Annotated in this window: 29 protein-coding genes; 26 read left to right on the forward strand and 3 right to left on the reverse strand. The window is 43.6% G+C overall.

Annotated elements, in window-relative coordinates:
- Positions 1-381: 381 nt before the first annotated feature.
- Positions 382-1,092, reverse strand: coding sequence for an XRE family transcriptional regulator (locus tag ACSJJG_RS08145; protein ID WP_189761183.1), 711 nt, complete (start codon positions 1,090-1,092; stop codon positions 382-384).
- A gap of 110 nt (positions 1,093-1,202) precedes the next feature.
- Here ACSJJG_RS08145 and ACSJJG_RS08150 point away from each other — a divergent pair, with 110 nt between their 5' ends.
- From ACSJJG_RS08150 to ACSJJG_RS08210, 13 genes are all read left to right on the forward strand, one after another.
- Entirely contained in the window at positions 1,203-1,418 is a 216-nt protein-coding gene (locus ACSJJG_RS08150) for a transcriptional regulator (RefSeq protein WP_189761182.1), read from the forward strand.
- Positions 1,419-1,562: 144 nt separating this feature from the next.
- Positions 1,563-1,940: a hypothetical protein gene (locus ACSJJG_RS08155; RefSeq protein WP_189761181.1), complete on the forward strand. Its 378-nt coding sequence runs from the start codon at positions 1,563-1,565 to the stop codon at positions 1,938-1,940.
- A 206-nt stretch (positions 1,941-2,146) separates the two neighbouring features.
- Entirely contained in the window at positions 2,147-3,049 is a 903-nt protein-coding gene (locus tag ACSJJG_RS08160) for a replication protein (RefSeq protein WP_223281872.1), read from the forward strand.
- The gene (locus tag ACSJJG_RS08165; protein WP_189761179.1) at positions 3,046-3,780 is read left to right on the forward strand and encodes a replication protein P; all 735 of its coding nucleotides are present in this window, start codon (positions 3,046-3,048) and stop codon (positions 3,778-3,780) included. Before ACSJJG_RS08160 ends, ACSJJG_RS08165 begins: the two co-directional genes overlap by 4 nt.
- A 1-nt stretch (position 3,781) precedes the next feature.
- Positions 3,782-4,117 carry a nucleoside triphosphate pyrophosphohydrolase family protein gene (locus ACSJJG_RS08170; RefSeq protein WP_189761178.1) on the forward strand — a complete coding sequence of 112 codons (336 nt, stop codon included), beginning with the start codon at positions 3,782-3,784 and terminating at the stop codon, positions 4,115-4,117.
- Between the two features lie 2 nt (positions 4,118-4,119).
- Positions 4,120-4,536 (forward strand): phage protein NinX family protein, encoded by a 417-nt coding sequence (locus ACSJJG_RS08175; protein WP_189761177.1) that lies wholly within the window; start codon positions 4,120-4,122, stop codon positions 4,534-4,536.
- Positions 4,533-4,724, forward strand: a complete 192-nt coding sequence (locus ACSJJG_RS08180) for a Lar family restriction alleviation protein (protein WP_189761176.1) — start codon at positions 4,533-4,535, stop codon at positions 4,722-4,724. The genes ACSJJG_RS08175 and ACSJJG_RS08180 overlap by 4 nt, the downstream gene beginning before the upstream one ends.
- Positions 4,705-4,941, forward strand: a complete 237-nt coding sequence (locus ACSJJG_RS08185; RefSeq protein ID WP_189761175.1) for a hypothetical protein — start codon at positions 4,705-4,707, stop codon at positions 4,939-4,941. The genes ACSJJG_RS08180 and ACSJJG_RS08185 overlap by 20 nt, the downstream gene beginning before the upstream one ends.
- Before the next feature lie 10 nt (positions 4,942-4,951).
- Positions 4,952-5,395 (forward strand): recombination protein NinB, encoded by a 444-nt coding sequence (locus ACSJJG_RS08190; RefSeq protein ID WP_189761174.1) that lies wholly within the window; start codon positions 4,952-4,954, stop codon positions 5,393-5,395.
- A 93-nt stretch (positions 5,396-5,488) separates the two neighbouring features.
- Complete coding sequence (locus ACSJJG_RS08195) at positions 5,489-6,085, forward strand: recombination protein NinG (RefSeq protein ID WP_189761368.1); 597 nt, start codon at positions 5,489-5,491, stop codon at positions 6,083-6,085.
- Positions 6,086-6,093: 8 nt separating this feature from the next.
- Positions 6,094-6,282: a helix-turn-helix domain-containing protein gene (locus ACSJJG_RS08200; protein ID WP_399494491.1), complete on the forward strand. Its 189-nt coding sequence runs from the start codon at positions 6,094-6,096 to the stop codon at positions 6,280-6,282.
- Positions 6,204-6,893 carry a hypothetical protein gene (locus tag ACSJJG_RS08205; protein ID WP_311062333.1) on the forward strand — a complete coding sequence of 230 codons (690 nt, stop codon included), beginning with the start codon at positions 6,204-6,206 and terminating at the stop codon, positions 6,891-6,893. Before ACSJJG_RS08200 ends, ACSJJG_RS08205 begins: the two co-directional genes overlap by 79 nt.
- Before the next feature lie 439 nt (positions 6,894-7,332).
- A complete protein-coding gene (locus tag ACSJJG_RS08210) occupies positions 7,333-7,671 on the forward strand; it encodes a hypothetical protein (RefSeq protein ID WP_282885465.1) in 339 nt (112 codons plus the stop codon).
- Here the strand turns inward: ACSJJG_RS08210 and ACSJJG_RS08215 are convergent.
- Entirely contained in the window at positions 7,642-7,881 is a 240-nt protein-coding gene (locus ACSJJG_RS08215; protein ID WP_189761445.1) for a hypothetical protein, read from the reverse strand. The two genes, ACSJJG_RS08210 and ACSJJG_RS08215, sit on opposite strands and share 30 nt — an antisense overlap.
- A 167-nt stretch (positions 7,882-8,048) precedes the next feature.
- On the opposite strand from ACSJJG_RS08215, the gene ACSJJG_RS08220 reads away from it, so the two are divergent.
- The 8 genes from ACSJJG_RS08220 to ACSJJG_RS08255 all read left to right on the forward strand — a co-directional run bounded on the left by ACSJJG_RS08220 (position 8,049) and on the right by ACSJJG_RS08255 (position 10,746).
- A complete protein-coding gene (locus tag ACSJJG_RS08220) occupies positions 8,049-8,381 on the forward strand; it encodes a phage holin, lambda family (protein WP_189761361.1) in 333 nt (110 codons plus the stop codon).
- Complete coding sequence (locus tag ACSJJG_RS08225) at positions 8,362-8,601, forward strand: hypothetical protein (RefSeq protein ID WP_189761358.1); 240 nt, start codon at positions 8,362-8,364, stop codon at positions 8,599-8,601. The genes ACSJJG_RS08220 and ACSJJG_RS08225 overlap by 20 nt, the downstream gene beginning before the upstream one ends.
- Positions 8,598-8,993, forward strand: coding sequence for a structural protein (locus tag ACSJJG_RS08230; RefSeq protein ID WP_189761360.1), 396 nt, complete (start codon positions 8,598-8,600; stop codon positions 8,991-8,993). Before ACSJJG_RS08225 ends, ACSJJG_RS08230 begins: the two co-directional genes overlap by 4 nt.
- Positions 8,990-9,370: a hypothetical protein gene (locus ACSJJG_RS08235; protein WP_189761362.1), complete on the forward strand. Its 381-nt coding sequence runs from the start codon at positions 8,990-8,992 to the stop codon at positions 9,368-9,370. The genes ACSJJG_RS08230 and ACSJJG_RS08235 overlap by 4 nt, the downstream gene beginning before the upstream one ends.
- Positions 9,285-9,539 carry an Rz1-like lysis system protein LysC gene (lysC, locus tag ACSJJG_RS08240; protein WP_420856253.1) on the forward strand — a complete coding sequence of 85 codons (255 nt, stop codon included), beginning with the start codon at positions 9,285-9,287 and terminating at the stop codon, positions 9,537-9,539. The genes ACSJJG_RS08235 and lysC overlap by 86 nt, the downstream gene beginning before the upstream one ends.
- A gap of 14 nt (positions 9,540-9,553) precedes the next feature.
- On the forward strand, positions 9,554-9,796 hold the full coding sequence (locus ACSJJG_RS08245; RefSeq protein WP_189761357.1) for an Acb2/Tad1 domain-containing protein: 243 nt from the start codon (positions 9,554-9,556) through the stop codon (positions 9,794-9,796).
- A gap of 22 nt (positions 9,797-9,818) precedes the next feature.
- Positions 9,819-10,001, forward strand: coding sequence for a Lar family restriction alleviation protein (locus ACSJJG_RS08250; protein WP_189761273.1), 183 nt, complete (start codon positions 9,819-9,821; stop codon positions 9,999-10,001).
- Between the two features lie 178 nt (positions 10,002-10,179).
- Positions 10,180-10,746, forward strand: a complete 567-nt coding sequence (locus tag ACSJJG_RS08255) for a sce7726 family protein (protein WP_189761270.1) — start codon at positions 10,180-10,182, stop codon at positions 10,744-10,746.
- Here ACSJJG_RS08255 and ACSJJG_RS08260 read toward each other — a convergent pair.
- Entirely contained in the window at positions 10,743-11,804 is a 1,062-nt protein-coding gene (locus ACSJJG_RS08260; protein ID WP_189761271.1) for a beta family protein, read from the reverse strand. The two genes, ACSJJG_RS08255 and ACSJJG_RS08260, sit on opposite strands and share 4 nt — an antisense overlap.
- Before the next feature lie 397 nt (positions 11,805-12,201).
- Here ACSJJG_RS08260 and ACSJJG_RS08265 point away from each other — a divergent pair, with 397 nt between their 5' ends.
- The 5 genes from ACSJJG_RS08265 to ACSJJG_RS08285 all read left to right on the forward strand — a co-directional run bounded on the left by ACSJJG_RS08265 (position 12,202) and on the right by ACSJJG_RS08285 (position 15,821).
- Positions 12,202-12,729 (forward strand): KilA-N domain-containing protein, encoded by a 528-nt coding sequence (locus ACSJJG_RS08265; protein ID WP_189761274.1) that lies wholly within the window; start codon positions 12,202-12,204, stop codon positions 12,727-12,729.
- Positions 12,726-13,136 carry a hypothetical protein gene (locus tag ACSJJG_RS08270; RefSeq protein WP_189761272.1) on the forward strand — a complete coding sequence of 137 codons (411 nt, stop codon included), beginning with the start codon at positions 12,726-12,728 and terminating at the stop codon, positions 13,134-13,136. Before ACSJJG_RS08265 ends, ACSJJG_RS08270 begins: the two co-directional genes overlap by 4 nt.
- Positions 13,137-13,290: 154 nt before the next feature.
- On the forward strand, positions 13,291-13,737 hold the full coding sequence (locus tag ACSJJG_RS08275; RefSeq protein WP_189760187.1) for a hypothetical protein: 447 nt from the start codon (positions 13,291-13,293) through the stop codon (positions 13,735-13,737).
- Between the two features lie 9 nt (positions 13,738-13,746).
- A complete protein-coding gene (locus ACSJJG_RS08280) occupies positions 13,747-14,346 on the forward strand; it encodes a hypothetical protein (protein ID WP_189760186.1) in 600 nt (199 codons plus the stop codon).
- Between the two features lie 2 nt (positions 14,347-14,348).
- Positions 14,349-15,821, forward strand: a complete 1,473-nt coding sequence (locus tag ACSJJG_RS08285; protein WP_189760185.1) for a terminase — start codon at positions 14,349-14,351, stop codon at positions 15,819-15,821.
- Positions 15,822-15,824 lie beyond the last annotated feature (3 nt).

Genomic DNA, 15,824 nt, shown 5'->3' on the forward strand with positions numbered 1-15,824 from the left:
TAATTAGTTTTCCTTTTGGTTAATTACAGCGCCCTCTCTGTCAGGGATGCCCGTTCGCGCTCTTTCGAGGCTAATCTTCTCACTGACATACTAATCAACTGCCAGCGATACATCGCATTTGTGCGTAGGGGTATAACAGAGCTATACGCTGTTTGTGGGTTCGGATTGTTAAAGAGCAAAACTTCCTTTTACTTTTGGCTGTGTGCCTTTGATGAATTCAATATAACCAAGGTTATGGTGTGGTGCAATAACTTTTTTCATATTAATTATGAATTAAGTTATAAATGATTGAATAAGAAAGGAATATTTTAGAAAAATAGTTATGGTGTGATAGATGAGAGGAATGGATAATAAAAAAGCCGCAAATGCGGCTTTGATTAACTAATCTAGAATGGATGCAACCCAGAATACTTTACCTAGTATTTCTATGCTACTGATTAAAGCCTCTTCATCAGGATATTCATCTCTATTGCAACTTCTGATAGTGACTTTGTCGTGCGATGACCTGATTAATATTTTAATTCTCTTCCAACCATCTTGATTGATTGCGTAGACCTTTCCATCTACGATTTTTTTATCATTACAATTAATAGCAACGGTTGCTCCATTAGGTATCAATGGCTCCATGCTATCCCCTCTAGCCGGAAAACATAACACTCCAGTACCATCAGTGTTAGCTCCGATCCTCCTAAAAGTGGCTTTAGAAAACCTTAGCTTAAACCCGTTATAATCAGATTCACTACACGCACCACTACCACAAGCAAACTCTATATCTTTCAAAAATGGAACCTCTACTTCATCACACTCTAAAGGCGTCTTACTGTCCCAAGGCCTGATTTCTCCCCATTCTGTCTTGGGAGGGACATTGGAATCATTAACTCCATTTTTGATACTACCAGTTCCATTGACTAACCATGCAGGACTAACACCCAGCGCAAGAGCTATTTCCAGCGATTTTCTAGATGATTTTGCTTTTCCAGAAACGAGCTTTGCTATAGCTGGCTGAGAGAGTCCCGCTTTTTGTGCTAATTGCTCTTGCGACATTTGAGCCGCTTCTAGTGCCATTTTTAGGCGTTCAGATAACGTTTTCATGCAATGAATATATAACTCCAGTTATGCAAGATCAAAGAACCAAAGTTATTGCTTTAATCCATAACATTGGTTATATTTCTGTTTAAATCATTACCACAAGAGGTATAACCATGAATTTAGTTATTAAGCGTGCGGTTAACATCGTTGGCAGCCAAGACAAACTGGCTCACCTCTGTGGTGTTAGTCAGCCAGCAGTACATAAATGGCTGAGAGGAGGAGGAGTATCTCCACAGCGAGTACTTTCCATCGTTAACGCCACGGATGGATTAATCAAGGCTCATGAGATCCGTCCTGATTTACCGCATCTCTTCCCTCACGAGGGATAAACAGCAGTATTAAGTATGTTCTTTAACAATCTGGGCAGTACAAGACCCTGAACAATTGTCAGGGCACATCACCTATCTCAGGATAGGTGATCTCTCTGTTTATTAACTAAACAAACATTAATTTAACTTTAGGAACTATATCAGATGGAAATCGCAAAAACCGTCAAAAATACTCGTATTACGTGTAGCGCCCAATATTTGGAGAGTTATTTTCTCAAGTCAGCTTTGGATTTTGGAAACAATGATCTGGCGCGTGAAATGGGAATTCACCCATCTACATTGAGTCGGGATAAAAACCGGATAGCGAAATTAGCTAGTTTGATGGTTGTGAAATTGGGATTGCCTGAATGGGCGTTTGAGGTTGGCATTTCTGACTGTGAATCTAAACCCGTTGTAGTTATTGAGGGTGAGCACGCAGAACGGCTGATTCAAGCTCTGGAAGGGAAAGGCAAGATCAAAAGAAAAACCTCGGTTGCGCGAACAACCGAGGCTTCTGAAATGCAACTTGAGATGTCGATTTAACGACTGAGGGGCAGTATGCAAGTCCCCCTCAAAACAACATTTCTATGGAGAATTATACATGAAAAATAAATTTAATCCTAGCGCTGTGCATAAAAACAACATGCGCGACAGGTCGGCACGTTCCGTTACTGAGGATGGAGGGAAACAGCATGGGTAACGTTGCATACGCTGATTTTGGAGCGAGAACGTCTTCAAGGAGCGCACGGATGGAAAACCAAAAACAGGGGCACTTTGCACTGTACAGGAGTCTTCTGTCCAGTGGATGGGCTGAGGACACCGCTAAATTAGCACTGTGGGTTAGACTGCTGGGGTTAACTCAACCTAAGCCTAGGCGTGTTGAATTTAGCGGAGTTTACTGGGATCTGGAGGCTGGGCAGTTAGTAACACAAATACCGTTATTAGCCAGAAAGCTAAAGGATGCCAAAGGGAATGAAAAGACACCCAAGCAGGCCAGAGATATGCTCGAATTTTTCTCTTCCGAGGGAATGTTAACCTTCAAAGGAAACCGTCACGGAACAGTGATCACCATCACAAATTATACCCAATATCAGGGTATTTTTGAGGTAACAAACGAGGTAACAAATCAGGTAACAAACAAACCCAGTGATAACGCGGCCTCAGAACGAGGTCAGGTAACAAAGTTAGTAACAAATCAGGTCAAGCAGAGTAATAAATTATTAGATACTAACGTATCTAATGATCGTCCGAGAAAATCTAAATCGTCTGGCAAGGTTAATCCTGATGCCGCTGTTAGTTCACCCAAAGGCGATAAGTGGGGAACTGCCGAAGATCTGACTGCTGCTGAGTGGATTTTCAGGAAAGTTAAAACCGTTCGTCCAAACGCTAAAGAGCCTAATTGGGCTGCATGGGCGAATGATATCCGCCTGATGAGACAATTGGATAACCATACTCACGCCGATATTTGCCACTTGTTCAAATGGGCGAACAAGGATTCGTTCTGGTACTGCAACATCTTGTCCCCCGCCAAGTTACGGGAAAAGTGGGATACGCTCGAAGAGCAAAGTACACAGGCAAACCGGAGGAAAGCCACCTCAGAATCAGCTGGAAACTGGAATAACCGTGAAGAATGGGAGGAGGAATTTATATGAGTACTAACCTTGCCAGAGTTATTCAGGATCGAGACGGGGCAGCATTGGCAAAGATGGCTGGAACGGGGAAATCACCGGATAAAGTCGTCAACGATGAAGCCGAAAAACTGGTCGATGTACTATTCAAAAACCTTAAGCAAGTCTTCCCCGCCGCTGTTTCTACAACGTTTCGAGATCCCAGTGATGAAGTTGCCGCTAAGCGTCAGTGGATCGCTGCATTCGCTGAAAATAGCATTCGCACCAAAGAGCAACTGTCTGCGGGAATGCGTCAGGCGCGAGCCAGTGCATCACCGTTCTGGCCGTCCCCTGGTCAATTTGTCCAGTGGTGCAAACAGGGTGAAGCACTGGCAATTGGCTTGCCAACTGACGATGAGCTTTACGATATGTTCCGTGACTATTGCGCTCATCGTGGTTGGCGTGAATACAAATGGCAATCCAACGCCTGTTACTGGATGGTGACGAGAGTTCACTCTGAGATGCTGCGTCAGAATTTAACGGATTCGGAAGTAAAAAAACTCTGTGGCCGCGAATTAGGGGCAATGGTGAAGCGTATTCAGGCAGGCGAGAAAATACCAGAACCTGTTATTCAGATTGAAGAAAAATATACGCCTACCGACTCCTATGAATCATTAAGGAAGATTTATTACCTGAAAGAGATGCTTAAGAAAACTGACTTAAGTTTTCATGAATGGTTACGTGAGAGCAACAGAAAACACCATAAGGACTTTTGAGATGAAACTAACTGAATTACAACAGAAAATTCACCAGCAAAATGTTGAGGCAGGTTGGTGGGATAATCCAAGAGAGCGAGGGACATTACTGTGTTTAATTCACTCAGAAATCAGCGAGGCTCTAGAGGGAGAGCGTAAAAATTTGATGGACAATCATTTGCCTCATCGTCCTATGGCTGAGGTCGAATTGGCTGATGCAGTGATCCGAATTCTAGATTATGCAGCGGCATTTGGTTATGACATCGAGGGCGCGATTGCTGAAAAATTAGAATACAACAGGCATCGGGCAGACCATAAACGAGAAAACCGCACCAAGACTGGCGGTAAGGCATTTTAATAATGAAAATCAAAACGAGCGCACTAACCGGGCGGGCGTTGGATTGGGCTGTGGCGATGATTAATGAATCTATGCCCACTCTAATTAACGAAAATGGAAAATATGTTGTAGGCATCCCAAATCTGTTCTCCACAGATTTTAATGGCAATCTGATGCCTGCATATTATCAGTATTCTCCATCAACCAATTGGGCGTTATGCGGTCAGTTGATGGATAAATACTGCAAATCGTTCGGCATGGTTCAGGGCATAACCGATAAAACATGGCGCGCGTTTGCCTATGGTATACCGTGTCGCGGACAGGACACAATGAGGTTGGCATCTGGGGACACTCTGAAGATTGCATTTTGCCGAGCGTTGGTTACTGCACAATTAGGCGACGAGGTTGAGATACCGGATGAATTGGTGGAGGCAAAATGACAGGCAAACTCAAACCGTGCCCATTTTGCGGTAGTGGGGATACGGAAATGAACTCATATTTGGATGATTCGTGGTTTTTTGTGCAATGTAATAATTGTGCTGTAAATGGGCCAGAGGATTATACAGCAGAGAGTGCGAGGATTGCATGGAACCAGAGGGCAAATAACTATGGCAAGAACAGCGATTGAACGAGCTAATAATGCTGCGAAACACAATTACTCATGGTCGGAATCATGCCGGGTTCATATCTGTACTAAATGCGGAACCGCTGAACATCGTTCAGGCTGGTATTGGTGGGCTGGTTATAAATCAAAAGTTGAGCCGCCATGTGCATACAATCAACAAATTGATAGCGCAGAAATGCGGAACTGGTGTGCAGAAAATGCAACTCATGAGGGGTTATAACGGAGGTTAGATGGATAAGCAGATCTTTCTGCTACGAAATGCGCAAATACTCGATAACCTGAAAGCTACTCTCGAAAACCTCCCCCTCAACGACACATTCCCCATTCAGATTACTATTTCAGACTCAAGCCGAACATTACCGCAGAACGATAAGTTTCATGCGTTATGTGGTGACGTCTCTAAGCAGGGTATTGAATGGGCTGGCCACACATGGAAGACACCAGAATGGAAATGTATTTTTGTTTCCGGTCATGCCAAAGCGACCGGAAAAGAGGGGCAGATAATTGAGGGGCTAGAAGGTGAGCTGGTGCCACTGGCAAGAGAAAGCACTGCCAAAATGAGCATGAAGCGCATGAGCAGCTTAATTGAATATTCACAGGCGTGGGCTGTATATCAGGGCGTAAAGCTCACTGAAGCACGATACGAGCTGAATTACTACGGTCACAGGATTTAACTCAAACAGGAGCAGAATCAGTGAGATTTTTAATATTTATCGGATTTTGGACAGCGCTCATGCTGATTATGGGATTGGTGTTAGGGGGATAAGGTGGCAAAGTTTCGACAACGGAAATGTAAAGAATGCAGTGAGTGGTATCAACCAGAACGGCAATTACAAAATACCTGCTCAATTCAGTGTGCAATAGCCAGAGGTAGGAAGCAAGAGCAGAAAAAACGAGAGGAACAGGAACGACGACGAAAGAAAGACAATATCATCAAGCAGAAGTTAGCCCGTGATAAACTCAAAGCCCGCAAACTCTCAGTAAAACCCCGCAGTTATTGGATTCAACAAGCCCAGCACTCAGTCAATGCCTATATCAGAGAACGAGACTGCGATTTACCGTGTGTTTCTTGTGGTACGTATACGTCTGCTCAATGGGATGCGGGGCATTACCGGACGACGTCAGCAGCGCCACAACTGAGATTCGATGAGCGGAATATTCATCGCCAGTGCATTGTCTGTAATCAGCATAAATCGGGGAATCTGGTTCCGTACAGGGTGGAGCTAATTCGGCGAATCGGTCTGGCAGCGGTGGAGGCTATCGAATCCAATCATGATCGGCACCGATGGACGATTGAGGAGTGCAAGGCGATTAAAGCTGAGTTTCAGGAGAAATTAAAGACACTGAAACGGGAGGCAGCATGATATTTGAAATGACATCAATTCCCGACCTGCTCATAAAGCACAGAGGTAATCAAACTCAGTTAGCTCGTGAATTGGGTATTAACAGAATGACAGTTGGCAAATTCGCACGTGATTTTAAATGTCAGTATCACGTTATATGCAATGGAGTACTGATGACAAAATCAAAGCTGAAAGGGAACCAGAGAGGAATAAGATGAGGAGTAAAGAATCATTCCCGTTGCTGGCCTATGTAGCCAACAAGAAAGATTTACGTCGGGTGTGGGGTAAAGGCTGGAAAACAATCACACCAAGTCAGCGTGTTTGGGTCAGATATTTACTAATGATTTGGGGTAAGCAATATGGGGGGAATGAATATCCTGGTGGAGACTGTAGCGTCATAGGCCGCTTAATGACTCGTGAAGACTGGACTGATGCCGAAGGTGAGCGAATCGTCAAGGTAGTGAAAGATCTGCATAAACTAGGCTACGAAGGCGATGAGTTATTTCAGAAGGCTCATGAAGTTCTAAACCCCAAGCAAACATTAAGCGACATCATTGCTCTCGCCAAAGAATCAGATGATGCCGCCTTTGTTGAAATGGTTCTGAATAAGACGTTTAAGCGGGGTAATCCTATTCGTGATATCGCTATTAAACGATATTGTGAGCGCAAATGCCCGCAAAAGATTGCCCGTGAGTTATCAGGGGTGACTGGCTGTGATGTCCAATGGGCTAGGAAACGCGCTACATGGTCAGAAGAGCTATTGGAAGAGGAAATGTATTACGCGATTAAGAGGGAAATTAGAAAAGAAAACTGCGAAATATATCACTAAATATAAATATTTTCTAAATTAGCTTGATTTTGAGAAATTTAAGTGTATATTTTGTGTTATGCTCGGGAGGTAAAACCGAAAGCAGAGTAACAAGAGAAACCGAGGCGGCGCTTGTTACTGAACCGTCTAGTTCGTCAAGCGAAAGATTTTCGCCTACTCGAACCACTCCGGCTGAGAGGTCGGAATAAATTTATAGCCTCGCACTCGCGGGGCTTTTCTATTTCTATCAGTGGTCAACTCGGAGTTGACAGCTAAACTACCGAGGATTTTCAGGTAGTTCAAAATCCCGATATGGGAAATCCCATAACGGAATAAATTCAATCGGTTATAAATTCAAGGCTGCGCGTGGCGTGGCTTTTTTCATATCTGCCACCGCAATCACTCACAGAACCTCAGTATCGCTATTGCGGCTGGCAACCTATTAACTCACGTGAGGTGAATGATGATGAATGAAATTGATGAAGTTATTACGGGAATGATTTCAGAGAGAGATAAGCATTTGGCAGATCTCCAACATTTGGTAATGACTAGTGCTGCATGGGGTGTTAAAAAGGTTGATATTGATGTAACCAAAGCGGCTTTAATGGTGAAAATAACAGAAAAATTACTTCGTTCACAAATCTCATTGAGTAATGCCGAAGATCAGCGTTCTGTTATTGATTCAGTTTTGAATCCAAGTGTTTTGGGATACGGTATATCAGAAAAAAGTGAAACCGCTACAGCGATCTCACTTGAACTAAAAGAGAATTTATTTCAGGGCTTTTGCGCGAACCGCTGAAAGAATCCCCTGTGCAATACTAAGAGAATTTTGCCTCCTATTAAGAGAAAGACGTTCTTTCACTTCGTTCTCTATTTCCCAAATGAATGAATTGGCGTTTTCAGATTGCTTTGCCAGTACGGCAATCAGGGAAATCAGCACTGCCTCAGCAGCAACATCATAATCTGATGTTGACTCTGCAAGAGCTGTTCCTATTTCAAAAGATGCCATGTTTTTCCTTGTTCAGAGGTAATCAGCCATCCCTCTACTAGTTGATTGATTTTTGGCTGATCTAGCAGCTTACCTTAACTATCAACCTATTACTTTTAACCAACTCACAGGGGTAACCATCGTTCACCCCAAGGACGCCCATTGTTCAAATGGGGTGGAATATGAAGATGAAAGAAAATCCTGATACCTGGGTACATATCAGTGACTGGCTCTTATCGGTCAAAGAGCAAGGCATCTGGGCAACCCTCGCTGGAACAATGGCGTTCTTCCGAGGTCGCTACAACGGGGGCGGCTGGGTAAAGGTATCAATCGATGCCTTTATGTGTGCCATGTTCGCCTGGTTCATTCGTGATGTATTAAATCTGTTCGGTCTGAATCCTGACTTGGCCTACATCGGCAGTGTGGTGATTGGCTACTTGGGTACAGACTTCATTGGCCAACTGCTGCGTAAGATGGCAGAGAAAAGGGCGGGGGTAAAAATTGACGAGCCAAAACAGTGAGTCAGTATTTGGTGTGAGCTTTTCTTACATGGTAGAGCTTCTACATCAAAATCGTCGTCGCTGGTTGTTGCGTAAATGGCGTGGCTATTGGAATGAAGACAGGGACATTCGAGAGCAAGTTCGCTACTCCAAGTACCTACGCGCTTTATTTAATTTTGAGAGTCGTTATCGGGTTATCAAGTTGTTCGTAAGGGCTGACCAAGAAAGGGGAAAAATCTGATGAGAGGCATTCGTAATAACAATCCGGGCAATATCCGCCACGGCGCTGGCTGGCAGGGACTGTGCAGCAGGCAGACGGATAAGTCATTCTGTCAGTTTATCGCACCAGAATATGGTATTCGGGCGATGCTCAAAATCCTGCGCAATTACGTGAAACTCTATGATGACAGGACCATCCGCCAGTTTATTTCCCGCTGGGCACCCCCGAATGAAAATGACACCGAGAGTTACATTGCCTATGTCAGCGATATGGTGGATATCTCTCGCGATGCGGTGATTGATGTTAACAATCAGGACGTCATGACAGCATTAGTCAAGGCGATGATCTACATGGAGAACGGCAAGCAGCCTTATTCCGATGATGTTTTCACACGGGCGTTTGAGATGCTATGAACTGGAAATTACAGGTCTATTCAATAGTTGGCGTTGTGCTGCTGGGTTATATCTGTAATTACCTCATTGACAGATATATTGAGGTGCGGGATGAAAATGAATCACTGAAACAGCAGAACCAGCACCAGCAGTCCATCACCGACAACGCCTACCACTCTATCAGGTTATTCCATGACATCTCACGAATTAATAGCGAAAACCGGCAGCGGTCAGCCGTGGATTCTGAGAAAACTCAGGCCGCCATCAAAACTATTGTTGTTAATCATGATTGCGCCGCTCGCACTGTGCCTGATGGGGCTGTTAGCCGGTTGCAGCAGCACGCGAACCGAATACGTTCCGGTGCCGCCGATACCGATTCCGGCGCATCTGCTCGCTGATTGTCAGCCACCTGTAATACCGGACAAAATGACATGGGTTGACAGTCTGATTTTGAATGAGCAACTGTTGACAGTCATTGAGCAATGCAATCTGGATAAACGGGCGATACGGGAAATTGAAGAAAAACAAAACCCAGTTCCTCGGATTGAGAGAGTGGGCGAATACTGAATGTAGGAGTAATAATGGAAAACCAACACCGTAAGATCACGGGGTATCGTGAATTATCCCAAGATGAAATTGATTGCATGAATAAGATTAAAGCGAAAAGTGCAGAATTAGGTCAGCTCTATGATTATCTTGTAGCGACACATACACAAACAGGAAACCACCAAATTGATATGCGTTGGCTGAACGAAGGGCGAACTGAACTGCAAAAGGGCATTATGTGTTGGGTTCGTGCCGTGGCTCAACCAACTACATTCTGATTGAGTGTGGGAGAGCACAGTAATGACAGACAAACTCAAACCGTGCCCGTTTTGTAGTGGTTCAGATACGGCTGTTAATTCATATTCAAATGACACGTGGTTTTTTGTGCAATGTACTGACTGTGGTGCATGTGGGCCAGAGGAAGCGTCATCGGTCACTGCTGTATCTGCGTGGAATAACGCAACACCACCTCAGAGCAAATGATACTGAGGTGGTGGGAATGGGTTAAGGGGCAGTGCTTTAACTGAGTATTGGAATTTTTCTTAAAATTAGCTTTACGTCAGAGGACGAAGAAAAAAATAGTGCTATATATTCAGTAAGCGTTTAAAGTTTTTGTCCTAAAAAGCGAACACATTAACTCCTTGGAAAGAAAGACAAGAAAATGAAAGACATAGACGTGCGGCGTGCTGTTCATTCTAAGATATTGAAAGAGCATCATAAAGATCCAGATACACTGGTTATTGATGAGTTTTCTTTGAATCAGGGTCTATGCCGTGCTGATATTGCGGTTATTAATGGAATTATTCATGGTTATGAGTTAAAGAGCGAGAGAGACAATCTTTTGAGACTACCTAACCAGATAGAGCAGTATTCCTTAGTTATGGATAAAGTCACACTAGTTGTACATGATTCTCATTTATTGGCTGCTCAAAAAATTATCCCTGAATGGTGGGGGATAAAAATAGTCAATCAAGGTGGTAGGGGAGCGATTCATATACATAACTACAGGCGGGATAAACTAAATCCTGATGGTGATGTTTTTTCATTAGCAAAACTGCTTTGGAAAGATGAATGTCTTCGTATTATGGAAAAATGGAATATATTGAAAGGCAATAAAAGCAAACCACGTTTTGAACTATGGGATATAATTGCACAGCATACCTCACTTGAAAAATTGAAAGTTGAAGTGAGGCACACTTTGAAGCAAAGGACTACGTGGAAAAACTAAGGTATAGCAGGATATTTAGTGGAGTATTGAGAAAGCTGCTCAACTACCATAGTGAAATGATGTGTGTGTGCAACTTTTCTCCATATCTTTGAGCTACCAGCTTTTACAGTATTGTTAGCTCTATCGTGTATATATCTATCCCCCCAACTATAATTTGGGTCAAAATAATAGGGACTATTAACTAAGATTTGAGAGAGATTTTGTGTTTGCCCCCAACCATTTTTTCTGGCTGCCAAGCCCTTAACGATGATCCAATTGCTCCAATCAGAGTAACGAACTGAAACATGCGGGGACATCAATCGAGGGTCAATATTGCTTATTTCTGAGCTGGCAGTGGGGTAATCACTAAATCCTGGAGTTCTAGTCATGCCGGACGTTTCTACTATTTTTTGCCATAAACTCCACTCTTCTCTTGGGATGGTGTGTATCGTATGTTGCTGGATACCTGTTTGAAATTGTGGATAATGACAACTTGAAAATATTATTCTCCTCCAGTTCTTCAAGTTACAAACCGTTACATAGTGATAAATTGCATCCTCTATTAGTTTTGTGGTCAGATCTGGAATATCAGTAAAATCTATAATTAAATCGACATCTTTAGCGTCTAGTTTAATTTGTGTAAGTAAGTACAATATAAGCCCTGCATTTTTTGGTGTTACTTTTATTGCAGCACCATTACTATTATTTCTCAGTACAGAATATATATATTCTGTAGAGTAATCTGGTGATATGACAGGGATTAATTCTTTCCCGTGATTTTTTGCATGACTAATACAGATATCTAGTGGGTGATTTTGCATGTCACCATGCTCATCTAAATAACCAACATCAACAAATGCAGGACGTTCAGATTTCCATGAGTCAGCTAATATTTCTCCGAATGATGAAAGGTGATCTATCAAGTTTTTTTGATAGCATTCGTTTATGAAATCCCAAGGAATATCTAGAACAGAAATAATGGGAGTTAAACCAGAAATTACATCAAGTGATAACTCTTTAAGAGCTTCATATTCAGCCGCTTTCCATCGAATTTGGGGGTAATAATGGTGTATATTCATATATAGATATCCTTATAAAGTATAAAAAGAGAAAATATTACATACTTATTTTTCAATCTTCATACGAATAACTTTCTAAATGTGACTTACTGCATTCATTTTTTAATATAAGATACCTAAATAAAATTATTGCAATAAAAATAATAATACATGAATTAAACAATATTCCTCTGCCCATTCCCTGAGTGGCTACAGAAATAACCCATGCTGCCACCCGTTCCCATCGCGTACCCAACGCTCACGGGATGGTGGCATTTTTATTTTCACTGCGCATTCGCACGCGCAAATTTAATCCAAGAACCTACAGAAAGTGAGCCTGAGAAAACCGCTAATTACGTGGTTATCTTGGGGCGGCTTTTCTGTGCGAACAGGTTCACTTTCTATAGGAAACCACATGATGAAATACCCAACCGTTATTGTTAATGGCGTATCTGTTCGTGTAGATAACGAAGGACGTTACAACCTAAACGACTTGCATGCTGCTGCGGTAGCCAACGGAGAAGCAACAGAATCTCAAAAGCCTAGCAAGTTTATTCGAAGTGCTCAGGTTAAAAGATTCATAGAAGCATTAACCAAAGGACAAAAAAGTCCTCTGGAACAAAATCAACCACTTAAAGTTAACAATGGTGGTGATAATCCAGGAATATGGGGTGTTGAGCTGCTTGTGATTAGATATGCAGCTTGGCTCAAGCCAGAATTTGAAATCCGAGTTTATAACACTTTCCGTGATGCCGTGCTGCTTGGATTTGATGCAATGGTCCGCCTAAACAAATTGGATCTGGTTATTAATGCGGAAACAAAAGATATCAGTATCTGTGCTCGGAAAATGAATCAATGGGGAGTGGGTGGAAGAAAAGAACTATTGCTTACTGCTCGCGAGCGGATGATTGAACAGGTTCAGCCATTCTTGCCGGGAGTGGAATGATGGATATGCAAGTAGAACCTTATGAGTTTTTCGGCTGGCGAGTGGCTGAAGCCTATGTCTATCACTTAGTGGCGACTTGGCATCGCCCGATTTATCGTTATGAAACAGGTGATATTGAGGTTAGCCGTCACTTCTTATTTGGTCTTCTTGATGGATATCTGATGGATAGAAAAGATACTCAATGGCGAGCCAGATTCTACTCAATGCTACTTGAGCCATTTGATGAAAAACCGGCACCCAATACGGTCATCTGCGGTGGAAAAATACCTGTTTTGAGTAAGAGAGGTATCAGGTACATGAATGCGCTCGTTCATCAGTATGGCGACATGTTAACTGATATCGGTGTTCAAGATGAATACGGAACATTGATCCCACCAGAGAGCTATAGCGGAGTAAGTTTACAGTAATCAACTCAACATCCCAAAAAGTAGAAACCTCTACAAAGCATCCTCAAACGGGTGCTTGATAGAGTTTTGTGTAAGTTTTGGTCTGGTGTGGTCTCGCCCGAATAGGGGGTTATATAAACCAAGCCAGTTGATTATGCTAAATGAGGCAAAAACGATGATGATAATCCGCATTAATGAAGATGGTAGCACCTCGATACAGGCTGCTGGATACATGGCTTGTTACGATAAAGAAGGTAAGCCCAAAATGACGATAGGAGACGCCCCTCAACATCTCATCATTCACAATGGGTTCAACCCGAAAGCAGAAAAGGAACAGGCAACTATAGCAGCCGATAGCTTCAAGGTCTGTGACTCGGAAAGGAAAGTAAGAGCAGTTGCTGCTCCATTGAAACTGGCAGTAGATACAAACGCTAACGCCATCATCAATGAGGCGAAGAGGGCTTTTGAAGTAGCTTGTGGGGTTCACTTTAACTCTGCGGTTATTAATTCAGCGAAAATAAACAACATCCCCGATGATGATCATATTCGCCAGATAGTGCGCGAAGAGATACGCCAGTTTGTCAATCGTGAACTTAGGCAAGGCGGGCTGTTTTCAAAGTAAGGAATAAGAATGGCAAAACCAGATTGGGAGGCCATCGAATCGGCTTACCGGGCTGGGTTGATGTCACTCCGAGAAATTGCGTCCCAGCATGGTATATCAGAAGGAGCTATTCGCAAGCGAGCAAAGCGTGATGAATGGACAAGGGATTTGGCGGCTAAAGTCAAATCTCGCTCTGATGACATGGTACGCAAAGAAGAGGTACGCAATCAGGTACGCAGTGAAACAACACTCTCTGAACGCGTACTGATTGAAGCGTCTGCGGAGGTGATTACCAAGGTTCGCATGGAACACCGTGGTGATATCCGCAGAGCCAGAGATATTGCTAATGCGCTATTTGATGAGCTTGGTGCGGAATGCGCAGATATCGATGCCTTGAGGCAATTGGGGCAGCTAATGCACGAACCTGATGATAACGGGCGAGACAGGCTCAATGAACTCTATCACTCCATTATCAGCATGCCTGAGCGCGTGAAATCAATGAAAGCGCTGAGTGAGACACTAAAGAACATTATCGGGTTGGAACGTCAAGCATACGGGCTTGATGATATGCAACCGAATAAAGCGATTGATCAGCTATCGAATTTAATGGACGAACTTTCCAAGGGATAATCATGAAGCCGGAACATTTAGCGTTACTGCGCGATAAACTCTGGCGGCTCAACAATCTCTACTGGATAACCAACAAAGAAGGTCGCCCTGTCAGATTTAGGATGACGCCAGAGCAGTTGGAATATTTCGAAGGCATCCACACCCGCAATATCATTCTTAAAGCCCGCCAGTTGGGATTTACTACGGAAGTCTGCATTATTCAGCTGGACGCCGCCCTGTTCGAATCCGCCAAGTGTGCCCTGATAGCGCATACACTCAATGATGCTAAGCGCCTGTTTCGGGAAAAGGTCAAGTATGCCTATGACCGATTACCGGACGAGATTAAAGCGGCTAATCCTGCCAGTAATGATGCGGCAGGAGAATTGGTTTTTCGCAAAGGTGGTTCATTGTATGTCTCAACCTCGTTTCGTGGTGGCACATTACGCTATCTGCATGTTTCCGAATTCGGCAAGATTTGCGCTAAGTTTCCTGATAAGGCCCGCGAGATTGTCACTGGGGCATTTGAGGCGGTATCAACCGACTGTTTCACAACGATAGAAAGCACCGCAGAAGGGCGAGCCGGTTACTTCTTTGACTACTGCCAGACTGCTGAGAAGGCACAGATACAAGGCAAGCTACTCTCCAACCTCGACTGGAAGTTTTTCTTCTTTTCTTGGTGGAAAAACCCACTCTATGCGATTGATCCGGTTGAGCCAACCCCGCAGCGACTGGCTGATTACTTTGCTGAATTGAAAGCAAAGCACGGCATCAACCTGACCGAACGCCAACAGGCTTGGTACTACGCTAAAGAGAAAACGCTCGGCGACGACATGAAGCGGGAATACCCGTCAATACCGACTGAGGCATTCCAGCAATCAGTAGAAGGCGCTTACTATGCTAAGCAGTTCCGCTGGTTGTATGAAAATAAACGCATCGGCAAGCTACCGGATAATTCACATCTACCTGTCCATACCTTCTGGGATATCGGTGTGGGGGACTCAACGGCTATCTGGTTCGTGCGTGAGGTGGGTGATGAGTTTCATGTCATCGACTATTACGAAAACTCAGGTGAAGGGCTGCGGCACTACATGAAGACGCTGAAAGATAAAGGTTATACCTACGGTGAGCATTGGGGGCCACATGACATCGATAATCGTGAATTCGGTGCCGATGCGAAATCACGCAGGGAACTGGCTCGCGAAGGGTATGAAATCGACGGGCAGAGATATTCAATGATATTCAAGGTAGTACCGAAAGTGGCGGTTGATACCGGTATTGAATCGGTGCGTGAAATTTTGCCTAACTGCGTATTTGATGAAGAAAAGTGTAGTGAAGGAATATCCCATCTGGAAAGCTACCGCAAGGAGTGGGATGACAAGCGCGGGTGCTGGAAGGATAAGCCGCTGCATGACTTCACATCGCACGGTGCTGATGGCTTCCGTTACTTTGCTGTTGCCAAGAACAACCGCAAGACAGTTGGAGCATTTTTCTTTTAAGGA

Source organism: Xenorhabdus sp. SGI 60, from assembly GCF_056632175.1.